A 17,941-nucleotide genomic window follows, 5' to 3' on the forward strand; every position below is an offset into this window, starting at 1 on the left:
CGAGACAGGCTCGGCGGTCGCCCGCGGAAAGCGAAGTGCCTGGAGTTCCAATCAACATTCTTATGAACAGCAACTGTTATTATGAAATTTGTGAAATATTTGTGAACAATTACCAATTACAAAAAAGTATATAGCCATGTGATTCTACACATTCTATACTCACAAGGAGGTGATATCACATGGCTAGTAACAACAACTCAAATCAATTACTTGTACCTGGTGTAGAGCAAGCTCTTTCTCAAATGAAATACGAAATTGCTTCTGAATTTGGTGTACAACTTGGTGGGGATACTACTTCACGCGCTAACGGTTCTGTTGGTGGTGAAATCACTAAGCGTTTAGTCGCAATGGCTGAGTCTCAATTAGGCGGCGGATTTTCACGATAAAAATGAATAAGATGGCTACAGAGAGTGGGATTTTTCCCACTCTCTTTTTAATTACTTTTTTCAGTATAATAATTTTAAATTTTTAAATAATTTTGTATAATTAGATTTGTGATGATGATTAAATTATGAATGAGGGGGAGAAACATGAACCGCGCAGAATTAATTGCACCAGAAAAGTATAATCTCGTATCGGAAGTAGAACGATTTGCACAAGATCCAAAAAGATTAGCATTAAAATGGGAAAATGAAGCTGGGGAAACAAAACAGGTTACATATGAAGAATTAATAAAAAAAGTTAATCAAGCGGGAAATGTTTTCATACAAAATGGTTTAAAAAAAGGCGATGTAGTCTTAGTAATAATACCAAGACTCATAGAAGCCTATGTTGTATATTTGGCTGCATTAAAAGCCGGTCTGGTTGTTATTCCAAGTTCAGAAATGCTGCGAGAGAAGGATCTTCAATATCGAATTTCACATGGGGATGTTAAAGCTATAGTAAGCTATTATCCGTATGTGGACCAATTTGAAGATGTTACTAGTCCACAGTCACTATTAAAGTTTTCAGTCGGCGAAAGGCAAGAAGGCTGGATATTTTTAGAAGAAGAAATGAAAGCAGCATCACAAGATTTTGAATTTGCTGAAACCCTTCGTGAAGATATGGCGTTTTTATCCTATACATCAGGAACAACCGGCAATCCGAAAGGGGTTGTACATACACATGGATGGGCATTTGCTCATTTAAAAACTGCGGCACCAAAGTGGCTTTGTATAGAAGATGGTGATACAGTATGGGCAACTGCGGCACCTGGCTGGCAAAAGTGGATTTGGAGTCCATTTTTATCTGTCCTTGGTTCAGGCGGAACGGGGTTAGTGTATAATGGCAAGTTTGAGCCCCAAAAGTATTTAAGTCTTTTAGAAAAATACTCTGTAAATGTCCTTTGTTGTACACCAACTGAATATCGTTTAATGGCGAAGGTAGAAAACCTTGATGATTTCAAATTACCTAGCCTTCATAGTGCTGTTTCCGCTGGGGAGCCGCTTAATCGAGAGGTTATCGATACTTTCAAAAGACATTTTAATGTTGATGTCCGCGACGGCTATGGACAAACTGAAAATACTTTGTTGGTTGGCGTAACAAAAGGGATGGAGTTGAAATCTGGTTCAATGGGCAAACCAACTCCAGGCAACCGAGTAGAAATTATTAATGAGGAAGGTGAAGTCTGTCCAGTCGGTGAAGTTGGGGACATTGCCGTACATGTTGAAACACCAGCGCTGTTTAAAAATTATTATAAGGACCCAGAAAGAACCTCCATGCAATTCCGTGGGGATTATTATATAACAGGGGATAAAGCAAAAAGGGATGATGATGGATACTTTTGGTTTGAAGGACGCGGTGATGATATCATTATCAGTTCAGGCTATACAATTGGACCTTTCGAAGTAGAGGATGCACTTGTCAAACATCCATTTGTTAAAGAATGTGCAGTAGTGGCAAGCCCTGATGAAATTCGAGGCTTTATTGTAAAGGCTTTTGTTGTGTTAAAAGACGATGTCGATGCAAATGACCCAGAATTAACAAAGAATCTTCAAGAACATGTTAAAACGCTTACAGCTCCTTATAAATATCCAAGGAAAATCGAATATTTATCTGAATTGCCAAAAACCACCTCAGGGAAAATTCGACGAATAGAACTTCGCCAGCAAGAATTACAATCATTAAAACAATAGTATGCAAAAGAAAGGCTGTCCAATTTAGACAGCCTTTTCGTTATTAGCTGTGTTAAAGCTAAATCAACAGGCCACGATAACACAGCCTAACATTATAAAAAAGTTCTCTTAACCTTTTCCCAAAAGGAATTATCTTTTAGCTTCAAGGTTTTAATTTTCTTATCACTGAGTCTAATTTGGATTTTATCCACATGACGAATGCTTATAGCCTCATTGTCTAAGCCCATTGTAGGGTGCTCATTGCCTTCCGAAATAATTTTAAGAGTTAACAAGCGATTTCCGCCTATCACAAAGGGAGCACCTAATGTACGATACTTGTTGTTATTAATGGATGCAACCTCGCTCACCTGCATGCAGGGAATTAACGGGTCAACGACCGCACCATTAACAGATTTATTGTAAGCCGTACTTCCTGTTGGTGTAGCAACAATCAATCCATCTCCACGGAAGGTTTCAAAATGTAATTCATCAATAAAAACATCTAATTCAAGAGTTCTAATGATGGAAGAGCGAATACTAAACTCATTGAGGCAAGGAAATACCCCTTGTCCATCGACCATGACTTCAATAATCGGATAACGCCGTACCTTTAAATCTTCATTCGTAACAGCCTCAACCTTAGAAACGGCTTCAACCATTTTAGAGGAATCATTAATTTTGAAATCACAATACATACTTAAACTATCTTTAGTTGTGATCCCACAATAAAGGACATCATCACGAAAACCTGTTTTCCTTACCGCTTGAAGGAAAGTACCATCATCACCGATGCTTGCAATAATATTGGCATCACGGTGATCATTTACAATTGTTAAACCATATTGCTTTGCGGAATCATCTAAATTTCCTACCTTTTTCAGCATTTCCTTATCCAAATGATGATAAAAGTAGATATTACGTCTTTGTCCCATATTGCCCTCCAAATTTAGATTATTAATTTTGAGAAAAATTCCCATGAAACTTTTTATTTTTGATAAACTTAGGTAGTCTGCATTAATTTTAGCATTATTTTGAAACAATATTAAATTATGTAAGGGAAAATTAATAAGAATTAAAGGAGGAATCTAACACATGAACGGGAAACGATGGGCCGCCCTTGGAATTGCTGCGGCATTATTTTTTGTATCAGTCGTGATAAACTTTTTATCTGCCTTTGCTTTTAAAGGGGTTGAAACGGATTTAAGTGAGCTGTTAGCTGCAACTGAGCTGCCTTTTACGGAGGAAATTGTGCAGGAAGGAAATGAAATGAAAAAGATCGCCGTACTCGACGTTGATGGTGTCATTCAAGATACAAATGATGCGGAATCTTTTTTTCAAGCAGCAGGGTACAATCACCAAGGATTTATGAAAAAATTAGATTACATAAAAGAAGATGATACCGTAAAGGGGATTATTCTTAAGGTTAACTCTCCCGGTGGTGGTGTAGTGGAAAGTGCTGAAATCCATGATAAATTAGTTGAAATTCAGAAGGAGACAAAGAAGCCGGTCTATGTTTCAATGGGCTCAATGGCTGCTTCTGGAGGTTATTATATTTCAACTGGTGCCAAAAAGATCTTTGCAAGTGAAGAAACACTTACAGGTTCTCTTGGAGTCATTATGCAAGGAATAAATTATGAAGGATTGGCTGATAAGTATGGTGTAGATTTTGTAACCATCAAAAGCGGCCAATATAAAGACATCATGAGCCCAACCCGGCAAATGACTGAGGATGAACGGCAAATTCTCCAACGTATGATTGATAATTCCTACGAAGGATTCGTGAAGGTAATTGCAGAGGGAAGAAAGATGACAACAGACCAAGTAAAAGCGATTGCCGATGGAAGAATTTACGATGGAAGACAAGCAAAAGAGTTAAATTTGATAGATGGCTTTGGGTTTCTAGATGATGTAATACAACAAATGAAGAAAGACGAAAAGCTTAAGGATGCTAAAGTTGTTCGTTATACTGAGGCATTGGGTTTCGGTTCACTATTGAATTTAAAGGTTCAGAACTTAATCGGTACCGAAAATGAGATGACTGGACTTATGGAAATGTTATCAAGGCCAAATTCTCCACGTCTAATGTACTTATATGCAGAGTAGGGGGAAGCTAGATGGAAATTGAAAATCAAGAGGAATTTGCCGATTCAGTGACAATTCAGGAACCCGATCCTGTCTCTATTCGTTTTGCTGGTTTTTGGATGCGGTTTTGGGCATACCTGCTCGATTTGATTGTTATCGGGAGCATAGAAAGATTAATCATTAATCCTCTATTTCGAATCTTAGAGATTCCTTTAGTAGAATTTAATATGTTTGCTCCTATTACAATCGCTTCAGCAATCATATTTTATTTATATTTTGTTTTAATGACAAAGTACTTTAATCAAACTCTTGGAAAAATGGTATTTGGATTAAGAGTAGTTGATTTGCAGAGTGAAAAATTATCCTGGGGAACAATACTTTTTCGTGAATGGATTGGTCGATTTATCTCGGCAACAATCGTTGTAGGCTATATTGTCGTTGCTTTTTTACCAAAGAAACAAGGTCTTCACGACCTATTTACAGACACTTCCGTTATCCATGTAGAACGATAAATTTTGGACCCGCTAACGATTGTTGGCGGGTTTATTTTTTTCTCTTAAGGTGATACTAATAGGCTGAAAGGGTGTGAAAAAATGAATTGGCTGGTTATAGCACTCATTATTATCATTTTATTTATTCTACTAATCATTTTTTCGAAATTAACGATTCTCCTTAATTATTTCCATCATAATGATAACGATGAATTGAAAATACAGTTTAGAATCTGGTTTGGCTTAATTCGATACACAATCAATGTACCGCTTGTCAAAATTGATGATAACTCCCCTAGCATTGTTGTGAAGGGGAGTACACAAATGGGGGATTCAGGTGAAAAAGAATCTCCAACAAAAGAAGGACAAATTACAAAAGAGGGTCTCATGGGAAAATTTACAAATGCCAAGGAGATTATTCATCATGTATCCAATATGAATGTTATCGTAAGCAAATTTATAAAAAGAATAGTAATAAAACATTTTGAATGGCATTCATTAGTGGGGGTAGGCGATGCTGCACATACAGGGATCATAACTGGTGCACTTTGGACGTTAAAAGGAAGTGTTGTGGGCATGCTTAGTAACTTTTTGAGACTCAAAGAAATGCCAATTTTATCAGTTACACCCCATTTTCAAATGGCGATTCTCCAAACCCATATTACATGTATTTTTCAGTTTCGTATCGGGTATGCTATTTTAGCAGGATTAAAACTAATTAAATTCTGGAAGGGCGGACGCCCAAATCTAAAAATGGATACTGCCCTATTCGAAGGAAAAAACTAAAACCATGTAAAAGAGGAGGAAACAGCTATGTCTGAACATCCAATTCAAGGTTTAATGACGACTGCGATGGAAAGTTTAAAAGAAATGATTGACGTTAATACCATTATAGGTGATCCAGTTGAAACCCCCGACGGAAGTGTTATTCTAACCGTCTCCAAGGTGGGCTTTGGATTTGCTGCAGGTGGAAGTGAGTTTAAACTAGATGGGTCACAATCACAATCTAAAGGACAAGAAGAAGGTAAAGGTTCTCCAAAACTTCCGTTTGGCGGCGGTAGTGGTGGCGGAGTTTCCATCACACCTATAGCGTTCTTGATTGTTAATTCTCACGGAGTAAAAATGCTTCATCTTGACGAAAGTACTCATCTTTATGAGAAGATTTTAGAAATGGCACCGCAAGCAGTTGATAAGATTCAGCAAATGTTCTCGAAAAAAAATGAGCAGCAGGGCTCTCAGCAACAGTCACAGCAGCAATCCAAGCAAAACGAATCTCCTAAGCAAGAATTTGATATATAGGAAAAAAAGTTAACTTCCACATATAAAGGGGGAGGTTAACTTTTTTCATGAAAGTGAAAGCTTAAATCATTGCAAAAAGAATTCTGAAAAGATATATTTACACTGTACATAATTGAAATGAAGGCGAAATGGATTTGCTTTTGTTCGTACGAAAAAGGAGGATGTTAAAATGGCAAACGTAACTTTTAAGGGGAACCCAGTAACATTGCTAGGCAACGAAGTAAAGGTGGGAGACAAAGCTCCTAATTTCAGCGTATTGGCGAATGATTTATCACCTGTAACCTTAGAAAATACAAAAGGTCAGGTACGTCTAATTAGTGCAGTTCCTTCTTTAGATACTGGCGTGTGTGATGCAGAAACTCGCCGTTTTAATGAAGAAGCAAATAGCTTAGGGGATGTAAAAATCCTAACTGTCAGCGTGGACTTGCCATTTGCACAAAAACGCTGGTGCGGAGCAAACGGCATTGAAAATGTTCAAACATTGTCAGACCACCGCGATCTTTCTTTTGGAAAAGCATACGGTGTAGCGATTCAAGAGTTAAGATTATTAGCTCGTGCTGTCTTTGTTGTAGATTCTACAGATACTGTTACTTATGTGGAATATGTAAGTGAGGCAACCAATCACCCGAACTATGAAGCAGCATTAGAAGCAGCTAGAAACGCAAAGTAATTTTTAATGGCGATTACGGCCTCGTCTATTGGATGAGGTCTTTTCTTTATTTGGAGGTGTTAGCATGAAAATCGCTCCAGTGGAACAACTTTTCACACTATTTAATGAAACTGCTCTTGTTTTACAGGAAGAACTATCATGTACATATTTAGAGGCATTAGCCGAAACAGGCGAAAATTTATTTCACGGCTCTATCCTTCAGGATGAAGTAAGTGAAATAACGGAAAAAAGACTTAATAAACAATACCAAGAAATCAATTTAGACAATTTTACAAAAGAAGAAATTCGTAAAGCTTATCAACTGGTAATCTTAAAGGGTATGAAAGAAAACGTGCAGCCTAACCATCAGATGACACCTGATAGTGTAGGAATGTTGCTTAGTTATCTAGTGGATAAATTTATCGCACAATCTTCCTTCCGATTATTAGATCCTGCCATCGGAACAGGTAATTTAGTAACAACGGTACTAAATCAATTGCAAAAAAATGTACAATTAATTGGTATTGAAATTGATGACTTGTTAATTAAACTTGCCTATGTGAATGCAAATTTACAGGAACATCCGATTGAGCTTTTTAATCAGGATAGTCTCGAACCATTATTTATTGACCCCGTCGACGCGGTGATAGCTGATTTACCTGTTGGGTATTATCCAAATGATGTTCGCGCTTTAGATTACAAATTAAAGGCGGAAAAAGGTCATTCCTATGCTCACCACTTATTTATGGAGCAAAGTGTCCGCCACACCAAACGGGGAGGATATTTATTTTTTATCATTCCAAATGGTCTTTTTGAAAGTGACCAAGCACATCAGCTCCGTGATTTCTTTAAAGATGAGATCATTATTCAGGGGGTGCTCCAACTTCCAATAAGTATGTTTAAGAATAAAATGGCAGCGAAAAGTATCTTAATTCTGCAAAAGAAGGGCGAAGGAGTAGTGGCACCGAAACAAGCCTTGCTCGCAAATCTGCCAAACTTATCGAGTGCAGTTGAGATGGACAATATCTTGAAAAAAATCGATAAATGGTTTCAAGATAATAAGCGATAAAACCGAGGTTAGTTTCGGTTTTATCGCTTTTTTATTGGTTTAGAACAATTAGAATAATGTGAATAAATTTTCATTTCGGAGGTAACCGTTTCCATCCAATTTCCTCCTTGAAATGTAATATATACAGTGATTAAATGAGGTGTAGAAAGCAATAAACGATGTCGGTTTCGCGCAAAATAACCTTGTACGGAGTATCCTTCCCCGAACCGATGTTGTTTTATATAAAAGGAGCGGTAAACGAAATGTCTAAAATTATTGCGATTAATGCAGGAAGTTCTTCATTGAAATTTCAATTATTTGAAATGCCAAGTGAAGATGTTATTACAAAAGGAATCATTGAGAGAATCGGATTAAATGATTCAATCTTTACTATTTCTGTTAACGGTGAAAAAATTACAGAAACCACTGATATTCCTGACCATGAAGTTGGGGTAAAAATGCTTCTTGATAAACTTACTACACTAGGGATTATTCAATCATTAAATGAGATTGAAGGAATTGGTCACCGGGTTGTGCATGGCGGAGAAGAGTTTAATGATTCAGCTTTAATAACTGAAGAGGTTCTTAAGAAAATTGAAGATTTATCAGAGTTAGCTCCATTGCATAATCCTGCAAACGTTACAGGAATTAAAGCGTTTCAAGGAGTACTTCCTAATGTTCCAGCAGTTGCTGTTTTCGATACGGCTTTCCATCAAACCATGCCAGAAAGTTCTTACCTATACAGCCTTCCATATGAGTACTATGAGAAATATGGTATTCGTAAATATGGTTTCCATGGGACAAGCCATAAATATGTTTCCCAGCGTGCTGCTGAATTACTAGGACGTCCAGTTGAACAACTTAGACTCCTATCTTGTCATTTAGGAAATGGTGCCAGTATTGCTGCGATTGAAGGCGGAAAATCAATCGATACTTCAATGGGCTTTACACCATTGGCTGGCGTAACTATGGGAACACGTTCAGGTAACATTGACCCAGCGCTCATTCCTTTTATAATGGAAAAAACGAATAAGACGGCAGAAGAGGTTCTCGATGTCTTAAATAAAAAGAGTGGAATGTTAGGTGTATCTGGTTTCTCTAGTGACTTAAGAGATATTGAAATCGAATCCCGTAATGGAAATGAACGGGCACAGTTGGCATTAGACGTTTTTGCTAATCGTATCCATAAATATATTGGTTCATATGCTTCACGTATGTATGGTGTAGATGCCATCATCTTTACAGCTGGTATTGGTGAAAACAGTGATGTTGTACGTGAAAAGGTCTTAAAGGGTCTAGAATTTATGGGCGTTTATTGGGATCCTGCTTTAAATAAAATCAGAGGTGAGGAAAGATTTATAAACTATCCTCATTCACCTGTAAAAGTAATCGTTATTCCTACAAATGAAGAAGTAATGATTGCACGTGATGTTGTCCGTTTAGCACAATAATTCTTGAATAAAGGCAGACTGTCGAAGAGACGGTTTGCCTTTTTACATTTTTTAAGTATATTTCTTTGTGATATACTGAGGGAAAAAGAGTCAGAAAAGCGGAAGCGTCTTGCCCAGGGGCGACAGGCATAAGACGAGCCGGCGAGAAGGTTGTTCTTTAACCTTCTTGACGGATTGGCTTATGACCCCGAGCCCCTAGACGCTGCAGCTAGACATTAAGTTAGGAGGGTATTGCCTATGCCGTTAACTGACCGGGAAACAGAGGTATTGAATGAAATCAGGGAGTGGGAGAAGCAATTATTAAGCTACGAGGCAAATGACCTGCAGCTTACGTATGAAAAATATTTAGAGCGTTCTTTTTCTTTATTACCTGAAAAAGTTCAAAGTCAATTTTTTTCAGTTGTTGATACCTGGTTGTTCCATTTGCACGGTATGATTCAGGGCTCTCAAATACAGATGGATGCAAAGGAAAGAATCCTATCTTCAGGTCGTGTGTTTCATAAGGATTTGCACCAAATTGAAGATTTAACAAAATTGGATATAGATCAGTTACAGTACATAGCCATGCAGCAAATTGCAAGGCACCGATTATACTCGTTTGCACAAGGGGGCTTAGCAGGGACAGGTGGACCGCTCCTTTTAGGCACAGACATACCAGCGATGGCCGTTATTAATTTGAGGGCGGTACAATTAATTGCCATGACATATGGTTTTGAGGTCAATACACCTAATGAGATGATGAGTTCATTAAAGGTCTTTCATACCGCTACGTTACCTCCCCGTCTACAAAAACATGGGTGGTCGGTGTTGATGGACGAAATGAAAACAAGCCGTGATGATTACTTTTATGAAGGAAATGAAGAGATTACAGATGTAACCTGGCTCGAACAGCCCATTCAACAATTACTCAAAGCAATGGTCATTACGGTATTCCGAAAAAGGCTCATTCAAGGTGTTCCGCTGGTTAGTATGGCCATTGGTGCAGGGACTAATTATCAGTTAACAAGAAAAGTTACGGAATTCGCCCATAACTATTACCAATTGCGCTATCTTAATCAGAAAGAGGAAATCTAAAATGAGTACAACGGAACATAAGCAAGGAGCTCCGAAGATTGTTAATTGTAAAGTCATTACCGTGAGTGATACAAGAAACAAGGATACTGATAAAAGTGGTAAGCTGATGATGGATCTGCTAGAACAAGCCGGGCATGCCATAGTTGACTATTGTATTGTCAAAGATGAAGCAGCTCCTATAAAAGAGGCCATTTTACAAGGTTGTGAGCGTGAAGATATTGATGTCATCCTGACAAATGGAGGGACAGGAATAGCCAAGCGTGATGTCACGATTGAAACTATTCAAAGTATATTAGATAAAGAAATAGTTGGATTTGGAGAATTATTCAGGATGTTAAGCTATCAAGAGGATATTGGCTCGGCAGCTATACTTTCACGGGCTATTGCCGGTGTAGTAAAGAATAAAGCTGTCTTTTCTACCCCAGGCTCTACAGGAGCAGTAAAGCTTGCTATGAATAAGTTGATCCTTCCGGAGATTGGTCATGTAGTTAGAGAGATAAAAAAAGATTTATAGCCTAAAGGAGCTCCCATTTACAGGGAGCTCCTACTCAATTATGCATTTTTTCTGATACCGTTTGGTTTGCTCGATACCACAACCATAAATCATTGATAATGGAAGCCAGTTCTGCTATTTCACTATTTAGTTCACATGAGATTTTAAAGTTACTTTCTAAAGAGAGTTGTGCCTGCTTTTGGTTAATGATCTTTTCAAGGTCTGCAATTCGATCAGGAATGGAACCTCGAATTTTTTCCCAATGAAACAGAATTGCTTGTTGTGTTTCCTCGCTATATTTTGCCCATTCCAATTCTAGATTTGGGATCGAAATGCCAAGCCGTTGATCGTAGGAAAAATGTTCTTTCATCAGATAGCCTCCAAGACGAGATATTCTATTATTTTACACTACATCCCGAAAGCATTCACGGGTTTATTTTTTTGTACGTACGATAAGGACATCACATGAGGAGTAGCGTGTAATATGCTCTGACACACTTCCAATCAAGAATCTTTCAACTGCATTCATACCAGTGGCACCGCAAACAATTAAATCAATAGTATGCTTTTTTGCAATTTCCTTTGGGATTTTTACCTTTGGTGAGCCATATTCGATTTCATAGTGAACATGTGAAACTCCTGCATTTATAGCTTGAGTTTGATATTTTTCCAGCATATCAATCGCAAGCTTGTTTGCTCGTTCGACAATATCTGGGTCATATGAATCAATTAATAGAAAGGACCTTGTGTCGATAACATGTGCTAATAACAATTTAGCATTGTTTCTTTTAGCAATTTCAATCGATTTTTCTAGTGCCCATTCCGATTCTTTTGAACCGTCAATGGCGACTAAAATATGGTCATATCTTCCTTCCATGGGAATCCCTCCTAACCTAAATTATACATTATTTTCTAGGGATAAATGTTTCAATTTTTCGAAAAATAAAGGGGTAAATAACCATAGAAGGGGGATTGGACTTATGTCTAACCTAGATCCGAATAAAACATTTTCATTTGAGTTTGATGAACAAGGGACGAATGAGGTAAGTGAGCAAATTATGGATTCCTATAATAGTGGCTATGTTGGTCAGAATTTTGAAGTGACTAATAACGTGGATGCAGCTCAGATTACAGCGGAATAGAAATTTATAGGACTCGCCAACAGGCGAGTTTTCCTATGTATACGTCTATTAAATTTCTTTTGGCGGGGCATTTACCCAAGAATCTCATTTTAAGGCTGCATATTCTTTTAATGTGTAAGAAATAAAAATGAGGAGGAACAAAAATGCAAGAAGTTTCTAATTATATGGGGACAATTGATGCAAACGATCAAAGATTTGGCCATGGGTTTGGAAGACCAGGATTTGGATTCGGCAGACCAGGATTTGGTTTTGGCGGCTTTGGTCGTCGCCGGTTTGGATTTGGTTTTGGATTTGGATTACCATTCTTAGGAGGATTAGCACTAGGTGCAGCCCTAAGTCCAGGGCCATACTATTATCCGTACCCATATCCATATCCATATCCATATTACGGATATCCGTACTACCCTTGGTATTAAGAATAACTAATGAAAAGAGCTTTGCTATCGCAGAGCTCTTAATAATGATTTCGCGAGGATATGAAATTTATAAAAGGTTTGGGATTTCTACAATTTTTTGGTAAAATGAAAGTGCTTTCATTATTAAAAGATTTAGTTTTACTTAAAGATATGAGATATATTAATAACTACAATGTTGTATATGAATACTTATTTTATGGGGGTTAGTACATGCGGATTGGCGTTCCGAAAGAGATAAAAAATAATGAAAATCGTGTTGCGATGACACCAGCAGGAGTTTTCAACCTGCTGAAATTTGGACACGAGGTTTATATTGAAAAAGGAGCAGGACAAGGTTCTGGTTTCACAGATGATGATTACGTTTCTGCAGGTGCAAAAATCGTAGAAACTGCGTCTGAAGCATGGTCATTGGAAATGGTGATGAAGGTTAAAGAGCCTCTGCCAAGTGAGTACCAATATTTCCGTGATGGATTAATCTTATTTACATACTTACATTTAGCTCCAGAGCCTGAATTAACAAAGGCTTTAATTGATAATAAAGTAGTTGGTATTGCATATGAAACGGTGCAGCTGTCAAATAGATCGTTACCTTTATTAACGCCAATGAGTGAAGTAGCTGGAAGAATGGCCGCACAAATTGGAGCACAATTTCTAGAAAAAGTTCATGGTGGAAAAGGAATTTTACTTTCTGGGGTACCTGGTGTGCAAAGAGGGAGCGTAACGATAATCGGTGGCGGCGTAGCAGGAACAAATGCTGCGAAAATGGCAATCGGTCTTGGGGCGAAAGTTACGATAATTGACTTAAATCCAGAGCGCCTCCGTCAGTTAGATGATATTTTTGGATCTGATGTTACAACCCTGATATCCAACCCGTATAATATTGCTGAAGCTGTGAAAGGTTCTGATGTTGTTATTGGTGCAGTGCTAATTCCGGGTGCAAAAGCTCCGAAACTAGTAACTGAAGAAATGATTCAATCGATGAATCCAGGAAGTGTAGTGGTGGATATCGCCATCGACCAAGGCGGAATTTTTGAAACAACTGATCGGATTACTACTCATGATAACCCAACATACATTAAACATGGGGTTGTTCATTATGCAGTTGCGAATATGCCTGGAGCGGTACCGAGAACTTCCACCATCGCTTTAACAAACGTAACAGTACCTTATGCCCTCCAAATAGCTAATAAAGGTTTCAGACTGGCCTGCCTGGAGAATGACGCATTACTTAAGGGGATTAATACACTTGGGGGCTTCGTAACCTATGAAGCAGTCGCAGAAGCACACGGTCTGCATTACTCGGATACAAAAACATTACTTGGTCAGATGTAATATAGAGAGAAAAGGAGGAGATTTATTCTCTTCCTTTTCATATGTAATAGGCACTTTTAAAACTGAATGTTGATTTCACTGTGTTTGGAAAATAAGCGGAGAATTTCCGTTTATATTGGGAATTTCCCATATTTCCTTTTAAATAAGCGGAGTGTTTCCGCTTATTGTATCCAAATCCTTGGATTTTGTCTTATTTAAAGCAGTTAACCGGAATATCTCCGCTTATATCTGCTTCTTAAGCTTCCTCTATATACAATAGCCGGAAATTCTCCGCCTATTAAATCTCAACTCTACACGAAAATCAACAAAGAATAATTACAGAGCCATGTAAAAAATAAAGCCAGCTTCAAATCGAAGCTGGCAGTTGAATTTCATAAATTATATAGCCGCATTTGCCGTACCTCATATAAGAAAGTTTTAAACCACCACTCCTCAAAGTGGGTGTTCGCGCAAAACCTTCCTGCTTGTCCTCCATGTCGTATAGACAGAGGCTTGTCATTATGGCTCCGATATTAAAACTCCCTTTTACAGCTTAAAGGTTAAAACTTTATTATCACTACGAGCAACGCAGCTTGTATTAGTATAATACTGCAATTCCTTCAATAGTGCAATGGTAAAAGTAACTAATTTATCTACCTAATGATTTGTAATTCCTTAGGGAATTTGGTCAATACTTTAGCTCCATCACCGGTAATGAAAACATCGTCCTCAATACGTACTCCTGCTACACCAGGTACATAAATGCCTGGTTCAATCGTATACACCATTCCTTCTTCAATGACCAACTGGTTTGTTTCTGTCATCGAAGGATATTCATGTACACTTATACCTAATCCATGCCCAAGGCGGTGCGGGAAGTATTCTCCATAGCCTGCATCTGCAATGATTCTTCGTGCAGTTAAGTCAACCTCAGCAGCAGTTGCCCCTGGTTTACTTGCCTCTATAGCCGCAAGTTGTCCTTTTAAGACAGTATCATATATTTCTTTTTGTTTTTCATTGATATCACCAAACGCAACGGTTCTTGTAATATCTGAACAATACCGGTCAACTACTACGCCTAAATCGAATAAGACTAAATCACCCTTTTGGATCTTCGTGTTCCCTGGATTACCGTGAGGGGACGCAGCGTTTGCTCCTGTCAAGACCATGGTTGAAAATGACATTTCCGTTACGCCTTTTTTCTTCAGCGCATATTCAACTGCGTTTAGAACATCTAATTCTGTCCGACCTTCTTTAATTTCACTGCAGCCAACTTCGATAGCATAATCAGCCAATTCACACGCTTCTTCAATAATTTTTAATTCCTTCGCATCTTTAATCATCCGCAGTTTCCGCATTTTTTCCTCAGCGGAAGTAAAAGCAGCATTCGGAAATAAAGTTTTCAACTGCTCATAACGTTCTACGTTCATATGTTCTTTTTCAATTGCGACTGTTCGAACAGTGCGGATTCTTTTATTGATTGAGCTATGTACTAATTCCCATGGGTTATCGATATCGCTATAGCCGATGATTTCTTGGTTCCAGCCTGAGCTTTTGACATCATGAACCTCCATTCCTGGACATACGAGGAAGGGCTCTTCTTCTTGAAAAACGGCGAGAGCAAGTAAACGTTCATGTGGATTTGAGAAAAATCCGCTTAAATAAAATACATTTTCAGAAGAGGTGATAAAGCTGACTTCAATCCCATTTTCCTTCATCCACGCTTGAAGTTTGTGCAAACGTTGGTTCATTTTTTCTCCTCCTAAACTATACATTCCTATTTGAGGGTATCAATTTTATATCCATGTGTAAACAATCTTACTTTAGCATGTGCTAAAATACCCTACTTATGGATATAAATGAGGAAGGATTTTAGAAATTTTTATGGAAGTACATACTATAAAGGTTTTAGGAGGAGATGGCTGATGAAAGTATCTTATCATGGACATTCGGTTGTTCAAATTGAACTGGGTGGAAAAAGGATAATCATTGATCCATTTATAAATGGTAATCAATTAACTGATTTAAAAGTGGAAAATCTAAACCTAGATGTCATTATCTTAACTCATGGTCACAATGATCACGTTGGTGATACCGTTGAGTTAGCCAAAAGAAACAATGCACTAGTTATCGCAAATCATGAGATTTCTACATTTCTAAGCTGGCAGGGTGTAAATACCCATGCTATGCATATTGGCGGTGCCCATGAATTTGATTTTGGGAAAATTAAATTAACACAAGCCTTTCATGGATCAAGCTATACCACAGAAAATAATGAAATTATCTATTGTGGTATGCCTGCTGGTATTCTATTTATGGCAGAGGGAAAAACGATCTATCATGCTGGTGATACAGCATTATTTTCTGATATGAAGCTTATTGGCGAAAGACACCCGATTGATTTAGCTTTCTTGCCAATTGGAGATAATTTTACAATGGGACCGGAGGATGCAGCTTATGCTGCAAAATTGTTAGGAGCCAAAACAATTGTCCCAATCCATTACAATACGTTCCCGCCAATTAAGCAGGATCCAAAGCAATTTATTGAAATGCTTGAGAATAAGAATGGGAAAGTTCTAGAGCCTGGCGATTTTATCGAATTATAATACTTTTTTATCCCTTCGCTGCATAAAGTGATACAAGCAGTAAGTTTTGAGGGGAGACGAATAGAATTGAAAAAAAACAGATATTTACTTTGCCTTTTACTTTGTGGATTCATGCTTTATTTTGCTGTTCCAAGACTATCTATACAAGCAGAAGGTCTTGAGGGGATCTTTTCCATTTCGTGGCTTGCGTTTGCGTTAATTGTTATTGCGGGAAATCTCACAGCCATGTTATATAGCCCAAAAAAGGCAGCTAAAAGACGGCAGCAGCTCCGTGTTAACAAAAAATCTCGCTCTTATTATTGATAACCATACTACAAAGGGAGCCTGTAAAAACGGCTCCCTTTGTGTTGGTTTATTATTCAAATTAATGGTATAAATAATATATCAATTATTATTATTAATTTAAGGGTTAGAAATGGGTGAAGGTCTTGGCTACAAAACATGAACAGATTTTGCAATATATTGATGAACTTCCTGTTGGGGAAAAAATATCAGTACGGCAAATCGCCAAGGCGATGACTGTTAGTGAAGGAACAGCTTATAGAGCAATCAAGGAAGCTGAAAATAAAGGGTATGTAAGTACAATCGAACGTGTAGGTACGATTAGAATTGAACGAAAGAAAAAAGAGAATATTGAAAAGCTTACCTTTGCAGAAGTTGTTAATATTGTGGAGGGTCAGGTTTTAGGCGGAAAGACTGGCTTGCACAAAACGCTGAATAAATTTGTTATCGGTGCCATGAAACTTGAAGCAATGATGCGCTATACCGGTCCTGACAACCTGTTAATCGTCGGAAACCGTACACAGGCTCAGGAGCTTGCATTGAAAGCGGGTGCTGCTGTCTTGATAACCGGAGGATTCGATACCGAGGACCATATCAAGAAGCTGGCTGATAGTCTAGAAATGCCAATTATCTCAACAAGTTACGATACATTTACAGTGGCTACCATGATAAACCGGGCCATCTATGACCAGTTAATAAAGAAAGAAATTATTCTGGTTGAGGATATCCTAACACCGATTACGGAGACCTATTATCTTAAAACCTCTGATAAGGTTTCCAGGTGGCATACTCTCAATCTTGAAACCACCCATAGCCGTTATCCTGTTGTGGATCAGAATATGAAGATTCAGGGAATGGTAACCGCTAAAGATATCATGGGGCAGGAGTTTGAAACGACCATCGAAAAGATTATGACAAAACAGCCGATGACGGTTTCCGGTAAAACAAGTGTTGCTTCTACTGCGCATATGATGGTCTGGGAAGGGATTGAAGTTCTTCCGGTTGCAGATGATACCAATCGTCTTGAAGGGATTATTAGCAGGCAGGATGTCTTAAAAGCCTTGCAGATGAACCAGCGTCAGCCACAAGTAGGAGAGACGCTGGATGATATCGTCACAAACCAAATGGTCTTAATGCGTGGAAGAGCTAAAGGGGAAGAAGTGTATACCTGTGAAGTTACTCCGCAAATGACAAACCATCTGGGAACTATTTCTTATGGCGTTTTTACCACGGTTGTTTCGGATGCTGCGAACAGGATTTTACGGAGCTATAAAAAAGGAGATTTGGTTGTTGAGAATATGACCATTTACTTTTTAAAGCCTGTTCAGATGGAAAGTATTTTAGAAATTTATCCGAGAGTCCTTGAGGTGGGCCGTAAGTTTGGAAAGGTCGATGTCGAGGTATTTAATGATGGGATCTTAGTTGGTAAGGCGATGATGATGTGTCAGCTGATTGATCGAAATTAAAAAAAGGCCGCTACCAAAGGGTAAGCGGCTCATTCTTT

21 protein-coding genes and 1 other RNA gene are annotated in these 17,941 nt (G+C 38.2%); 17 read left to right on the forward strand and 5 right to left on the reverse strand.

Annotation, left to right across the window (positions count from 1 at the left end; translation table 11 throughout):
* Nucleotides 1–179: 179 nt before the first annotated feature.
* Together ABC255_RS06675 and mbcS are read left to right on the forward strand one after the other, a co-directional pair.
* Nucleotides 180–386: an alpha/beta-type small acid-soluble spore protein gene (locus ABC255_RS06675; protein ID WP_133367568.1), complete on the forward strand. Its 207-nt coding sequence runs from the start codon at nucleotides 180–182 to the stop codon at nucleotides 384–386.
* 144 nt (nucleotides 387–530) lie between these two features.
* On the forward strand, nucleotides 531–2,114 hold the full coding sequence (gene mbcS, locus ABC255_RS06680) for an acyl-CoA synthetase MbcS (protein ID WP_412992220.1): 1,584 nt from the start codon (nucleotides 531–533) through the stop codon (nucleotides 2,112–2,114).
* A gap of 92 nt (nucleotides 2,115–2,206) precedes the next feature.
* Here the strand turns inward: mbcS and ABC255_RS06685 are convergent, their stop codons facing one another.
* Nucleotides 2,207–3,025 carry an NAD kinase gene (locus ABC255_RS06685; RefSeq protein ID WP_412992222.1) on the reverse strand — a complete coding sequence of 273 codons (819 nt, stop codon included), beginning with the start codon at nucleotides 3,023–3,025 and terminating at the stop codon, nucleotides 2,207–2,209.
* 160 nt (nucleotides 3,026–3,185) lie between these two features.
* Here ABC255_RS06685 and sppA point away from each other — a divergent pair, with 160 nt between their 5' ends.
* The 9 genes from sppA to ABC255_RS06730 all read left to right on the forward strand — a co-directional run bounded on the left by sppA (nucleotide 3,186) and on the right by ABC255_RS06730 (nucleotide 10,701).
* The gene (gene sppA / locus ABC255_RS06690) at nucleotides 3,186–4,196 is read left to right on the forward strand and encodes a signal peptide peptidase SppA (RefSeq protein ID WP_412992223.1); all 1,011 of its coding nucleotides are present in this window, start codon (nucleotides 3,186–3,188) and stop codon (nucleotides 4,194–4,196) included.
* A gap of 11 nt (nucleotides 4,197–4,207) precedes the next feature.
* On the forward strand, nucleotides 4,208–4,687 hold the full coding sequence (locus ABC255_RS06695; protein ID WP_412992224.1) for an RDD family protein: 480 nt from the start codon (nucleotides 4,208–4,210) through the stop codon (nucleotides 4,685–4,687).
* An 81-nt stretch (nucleotides 4,688–4,768) separates the two neighbouring features.
* The gene (locus ABC255_RS06700) at nucleotides 4,769–5,452 is read left to right on the forward strand and encodes a DUF2953 domain-containing protein (RefSeq protein WP_412992225.1); all 684 of its coding nucleotides are present in this window, start codon (nucleotides 4,769–4,771) and stop codon (nucleotides 5,450–5,452) included.
* A gap of 27 nt (nucleotides 5,453–5,479) precedes the next feature.
* Nucleotides 5,480–5,965, forward strand: coding sequence for a GerW family sporulation protein (ytfJ, locus tag ABC255_RS06705; protein WP_412992227.1), 486 nt, complete (start codon nucleotides 5,480–5,482; stop codon nucleotides 5,963–5,965).
* Nucleotides 5,966–6,134: 169 nt separating this feature from the next.
* The gene (gene tpx, locus ABC255_RS06710) at nucleotides 6,135–6,635 is read left to right on the forward strand and encodes a thiol peroxidase (RefSeq protein WP_412992228.1); all 501 of its coding nucleotides are present in this window, start codon (nucleotides 6,135–6,137) and stop codon (nucleotides 6,633–6,635) included.
* Nucleotides 6,636–6,699: 64 nt separating this feature from the next.
* The gene (locus ABC255_RS06715; protein WP_412992230.1) at nucleotides 6,700–7,683 is read left to right on the forward strand and encodes a class I SAM-dependent methyltransferase; all 984 of its coding nucleotides are present in this window, start codon (nucleotides 6,700–6,702) and stop codon (nucleotides 7,681–7,683) included.
* 242 nt (nucleotides 7,684–7,925) lie between these two features.
* The gene (locus ABC255_RS06720; protein ID WP_412992232.1) at nucleotides 7,926–9,113 is read left to right on the forward strand and encodes an acetate kinase; all 1,188 of its coding nucleotides are present in this window, start codon (nucleotides 7,926–7,928) and stop codon (nucleotides 9,111–9,113) included.
* 237 nt (nucleotides 9,114–9,350) lie between these two features.
* A complete protein-coding gene (locus tag ABC255_RS06725; protein WP_412992234.1) occupies nucleotides 9,351–10,187 on the forward strand; it encodes an EcsC family protein in 837 nt (278 codons plus the stop codon).
* A 1-nt stretch (nucleotide 10,188) separates the two neighbouring features.
* Complete coding sequence (locus ABC255_RS06730; RefSeq protein WP_412992236.1) at nucleotides 10,189–10,701, forward strand: MogA/MoaB family molybdenum cofactor biosynthesis protein; 513 nt, start codon at nucleotides 10,189–10,191, stop codon at nucleotides 10,699–10,701.
* A gap of 34 nt (nucleotides 10,702–10,735) precedes the next feature.
* Here the strand turns inward: ABC255_RS06730 and ABC255_RS06735 are convergent, their stop codons facing one another.
* Both ABC255_RS06735 and ABC255_RS06740 read right to left on the reverse strand, forming a co-directional pair.
* Complete coding sequence (locus ABC255_RS06735; protein WP_412992238.1) at nucleotides 10,736–11,050, reverse strand: hypothetical protein; 315 nt, start codon at nucleotides 11,048–11,050, stop codon at nucleotides 10,736–10,738.
* A 63-nt stretch (nucleotides 11,051–11,113) separates the two neighbouring features.
* Nucleotides 11,114–11,557: a universal stress protein gene (locus ABC255_RS06740; protein ID WP_335535993.1), complete on the reverse strand. Its 444-nt coding sequence runs from the start codon at nucleotides 11,555–11,557 to the stop codon at nucleotides 11,114–11,116.
* 103 nt (nucleotides 11,558–11,660) lie between these two features.
* Between ABC255_RS06740 and ABC255_RS06745 the strand changes: the two genes are divergently transcribed.
* From ABC255_RS06745 to ald, 3 genes are all read left to right on the forward strand, one after another.
* The gene (locus ABC255_RS06745) at nucleotides 11,661–11,822 is read left to right on the forward strand and encodes a hypothetical protein (protein ID WP_412992240.1); all 162 of its coding nucleotides are present in this window, start codon (nucleotides 11,661–11,663) and stop codon (nucleotides 11,820–11,822) included.
* Nucleotides 11,823–11,965: 143 nt separating this feature from the next.
* Nucleotides 11,966–12,238, forward strand: a complete 273-nt coding sequence (locus tag ABC255_RS06750) for a hypothetical protein (protein ID WP_412992242.1) — start codon at nucleotides 11,966–11,968, stop codon at nucleotides 12,236–12,238.
* A gap of 210 nt (nucleotides 12,239–12,448) precedes the next feature.
* Complete coding sequence (gene ald, locus ABC255_RS06755) at nucleotides 12,449–13,570, forward strand: alanine dehydrogenase (protein WP_412992243.1); 1,122 nt, start codon at nucleotides 12,449–12,451, stop codon at nucleotides 13,568–13,570.
* A 379-nt stretch (nucleotides 13,571–13,949) separates the two neighbouring features.
* Here the strand turns inward: ald and ssrS are convergent.
* Together ssrS and ABC255_RS06765 are read right to left on the reverse strand one after the other, a co-directional pair.
* Nucleotides 13,950–14,147, reverse strand: a non-coding RNA gene (gene ssrS / locus ABC255_RS06760) — 6S RNA.
* A 55-nt stretch (nucleotides 14,148–14,202) separates the two neighbouring features.
* A complete protein-coding gene (locus ABC255_RS06765) occupies nucleotides 14,203–15,300 on the reverse strand; it encodes a M24 family metallopeptidase (protein WP_412992245.1) in 1,098 nt (365 codons plus the stop codon).
* Nucleotides 15,301–15,474: 174 nt separating this feature from the next.
* On the opposite strand from ABC255_RS06765, the gene ABC255_RS06770 reads away from it, so the two are divergent.
* The 3 genes from ABC255_RS06770 to ABC255_RS06780 all read left to right on the forward strand — a co-directional run bounded on the left by ABC255_RS06770 (nucleotide 15,475) and on the right by ABC255_RS06780 (nucleotide 17,903).
* Nucleotides 15,475–16,155, forward strand: coding sequence for a metal-dependent hydrolase (locus ABC255_RS06770; RefSeq protein ID WP_412992247.1), 681 nt, complete (start codon nucleotides 15,475–15,477; stop codon nucleotides 16,153–16,155).
* A 66-nt stretch (nucleotides 16,156–16,221) separates the two neighbouring features.
* Nucleotides 16,222–16,458: a hypothetical protein gene (locus tag ABC255_RS06775; RefSeq protein WP_412992248.1), complete on the forward strand. Its 237-nt coding sequence runs from the start codon at nucleotides 16,222–16,224 to the stop codon at nucleotides 16,456–16,458.
* 125 nt (nucleotides 16,459–16,583) lie between these two features.
* Complete coding sequence (locus ABC255_RS06780) at nucleotides 16,584–17,903, forward strand: DRTGG domain-containing protein (protein WP_335529689.1); 1,320 nt, start codon at nucleotides 16,584–16,586, stop codon at nucleotides 17,901–17,903.
* Nucleotides 17,904–17,941 lie beyond the last annotated feature (38 nt).

Source organism: Neobacillus canaveralius (assembly GCF_047237705.1).
Taxonomy (GTDB): Bacteria; Bacillota; Bacilli; order Bacillales; family Cytobacillaceae; genus Neobacillus; species Neobacillus niacini_K.

Coding starts and splice junctions, on each gene's coding strand:
- ABC255_RS06735 (WP_412992238.1), bottom strand. CDS start 11,050: ATGAAAGAACATTTTTCCTACGATCAACGGCTTGGCATTTCGATCCCA.
- ABC255_RS06715 (WP_412992230.1), top strand. CDS start 6,700: ATGAAAATCGCTCCAGTGGAACAACTTTTCACACTATTTAATGAAACT.
- ABC255_RS06700 (WP_412992225.1), top strand. CDS start 4,769: ATGAATTGGCTGGTTATAGCACTCATTATTATCATTTTATTTATTCTA.
- mbcS (WP_412992220.1), top strand. CDS start 531: ATGAACCGCGCAGAATTAATTGCACCAGAAAAGTATAATCTCGTATCG.
- ABC255_RS06740 (WP_335535993.1), bottom strand. CDS start 11,557: ATGGAAGGAAGATATGACCATATTTTAGTCGCCATTGACGGTTCAAAA.
- ABC255_RS06720 (WP_412992232.1), top strand. CDS start 7,926: ATGTCTAAAATTATTGCGATTAATGCAGGAAGTTCTTCATTGAAATTT.
- ABC255_RS06675 (WP_133367568.1), top strand. CDS start 180: ATGGCTAGTAACAACAACTCAAATCAATTACTTGTACCTGGTGTAGAG.
- ABC255_RS06725 (WP_412992234.1), top strand. CDS start 9,351: ATGCCGTTAACTGACCGGGAAACAGAGGTATTGAATGAAATCAGGGAG.
- sppA (WP_412992223.1), top strand. CDS start 3,186: ATGAACGGGAAACGATGGGCCGCCCTTGGAATTGCTGCGGCATTATTT.
- ABC255_RS06765 (WP_412992245.1), bottom strand. CDS start 15,300: ATGAACCAACGTTTGCACAAACTTCAAGCGTGGATGAAGGAAAATGGG.
- tpx (WP_412992228.1), top strand. CDS start 6,135: ATGGCAAACGTAACTTTTAAGGGGAACCCAGTAACATTGCTAGGCAAC.
- ABC255_RS06685 (WP_412992222.1), bottom strand. CDS start 3,025: ATGGGACAAAGACGTAATATCTACTTTTATCATCATTTGGATAAGGAA.
- ald (WP_412992243.1), top strand. CDS start 12,449: ATGCGGATTGGCGTTCCGAAAGAGATAAAAAATAATGAAAATCGTGTT.
- ABC255_RS06695 (WP_412992224.1), top strand. CDS start 4,208: ATGGAAATTGAAAATCAAGAGGAATTTGCCGATTCAGTGACAATTCAG.
- ABC255_RS06750 (WP_412992242.1), top strand. CDS start 11,966: ATGCAAGAAGTTTCTAATTATATGGGGACAATTGATGCAAACGATCAA.
- ABC255_RS06745 (WP_412992240.1), top strand. CDS start 11,661: ATGTCTAACCTAGATCCGAATAAAACATTTTCATTTGAGTTTGATGAA.
- ABC255_RS06770 (WP_412992247.1), top strand. CDS start 15,475: ATGAAAGTATCTTATCATGGACATTCGGTTGTTCAAATTGAACTGGGT.
- ABC255_RS06730 (WP_412992236.1), top strand. CDS start 10,189: ATGAGTACAACGGAACATAAGCAAGGAGCTCCGAAGATTGTTAATTGT.
- ytfJ (WP_412992227.1), top strand. CDS start 5,480: ATGTCTGAACATCCAATTCAAGGTTTAATGACGACTGCGATGGAAAGT.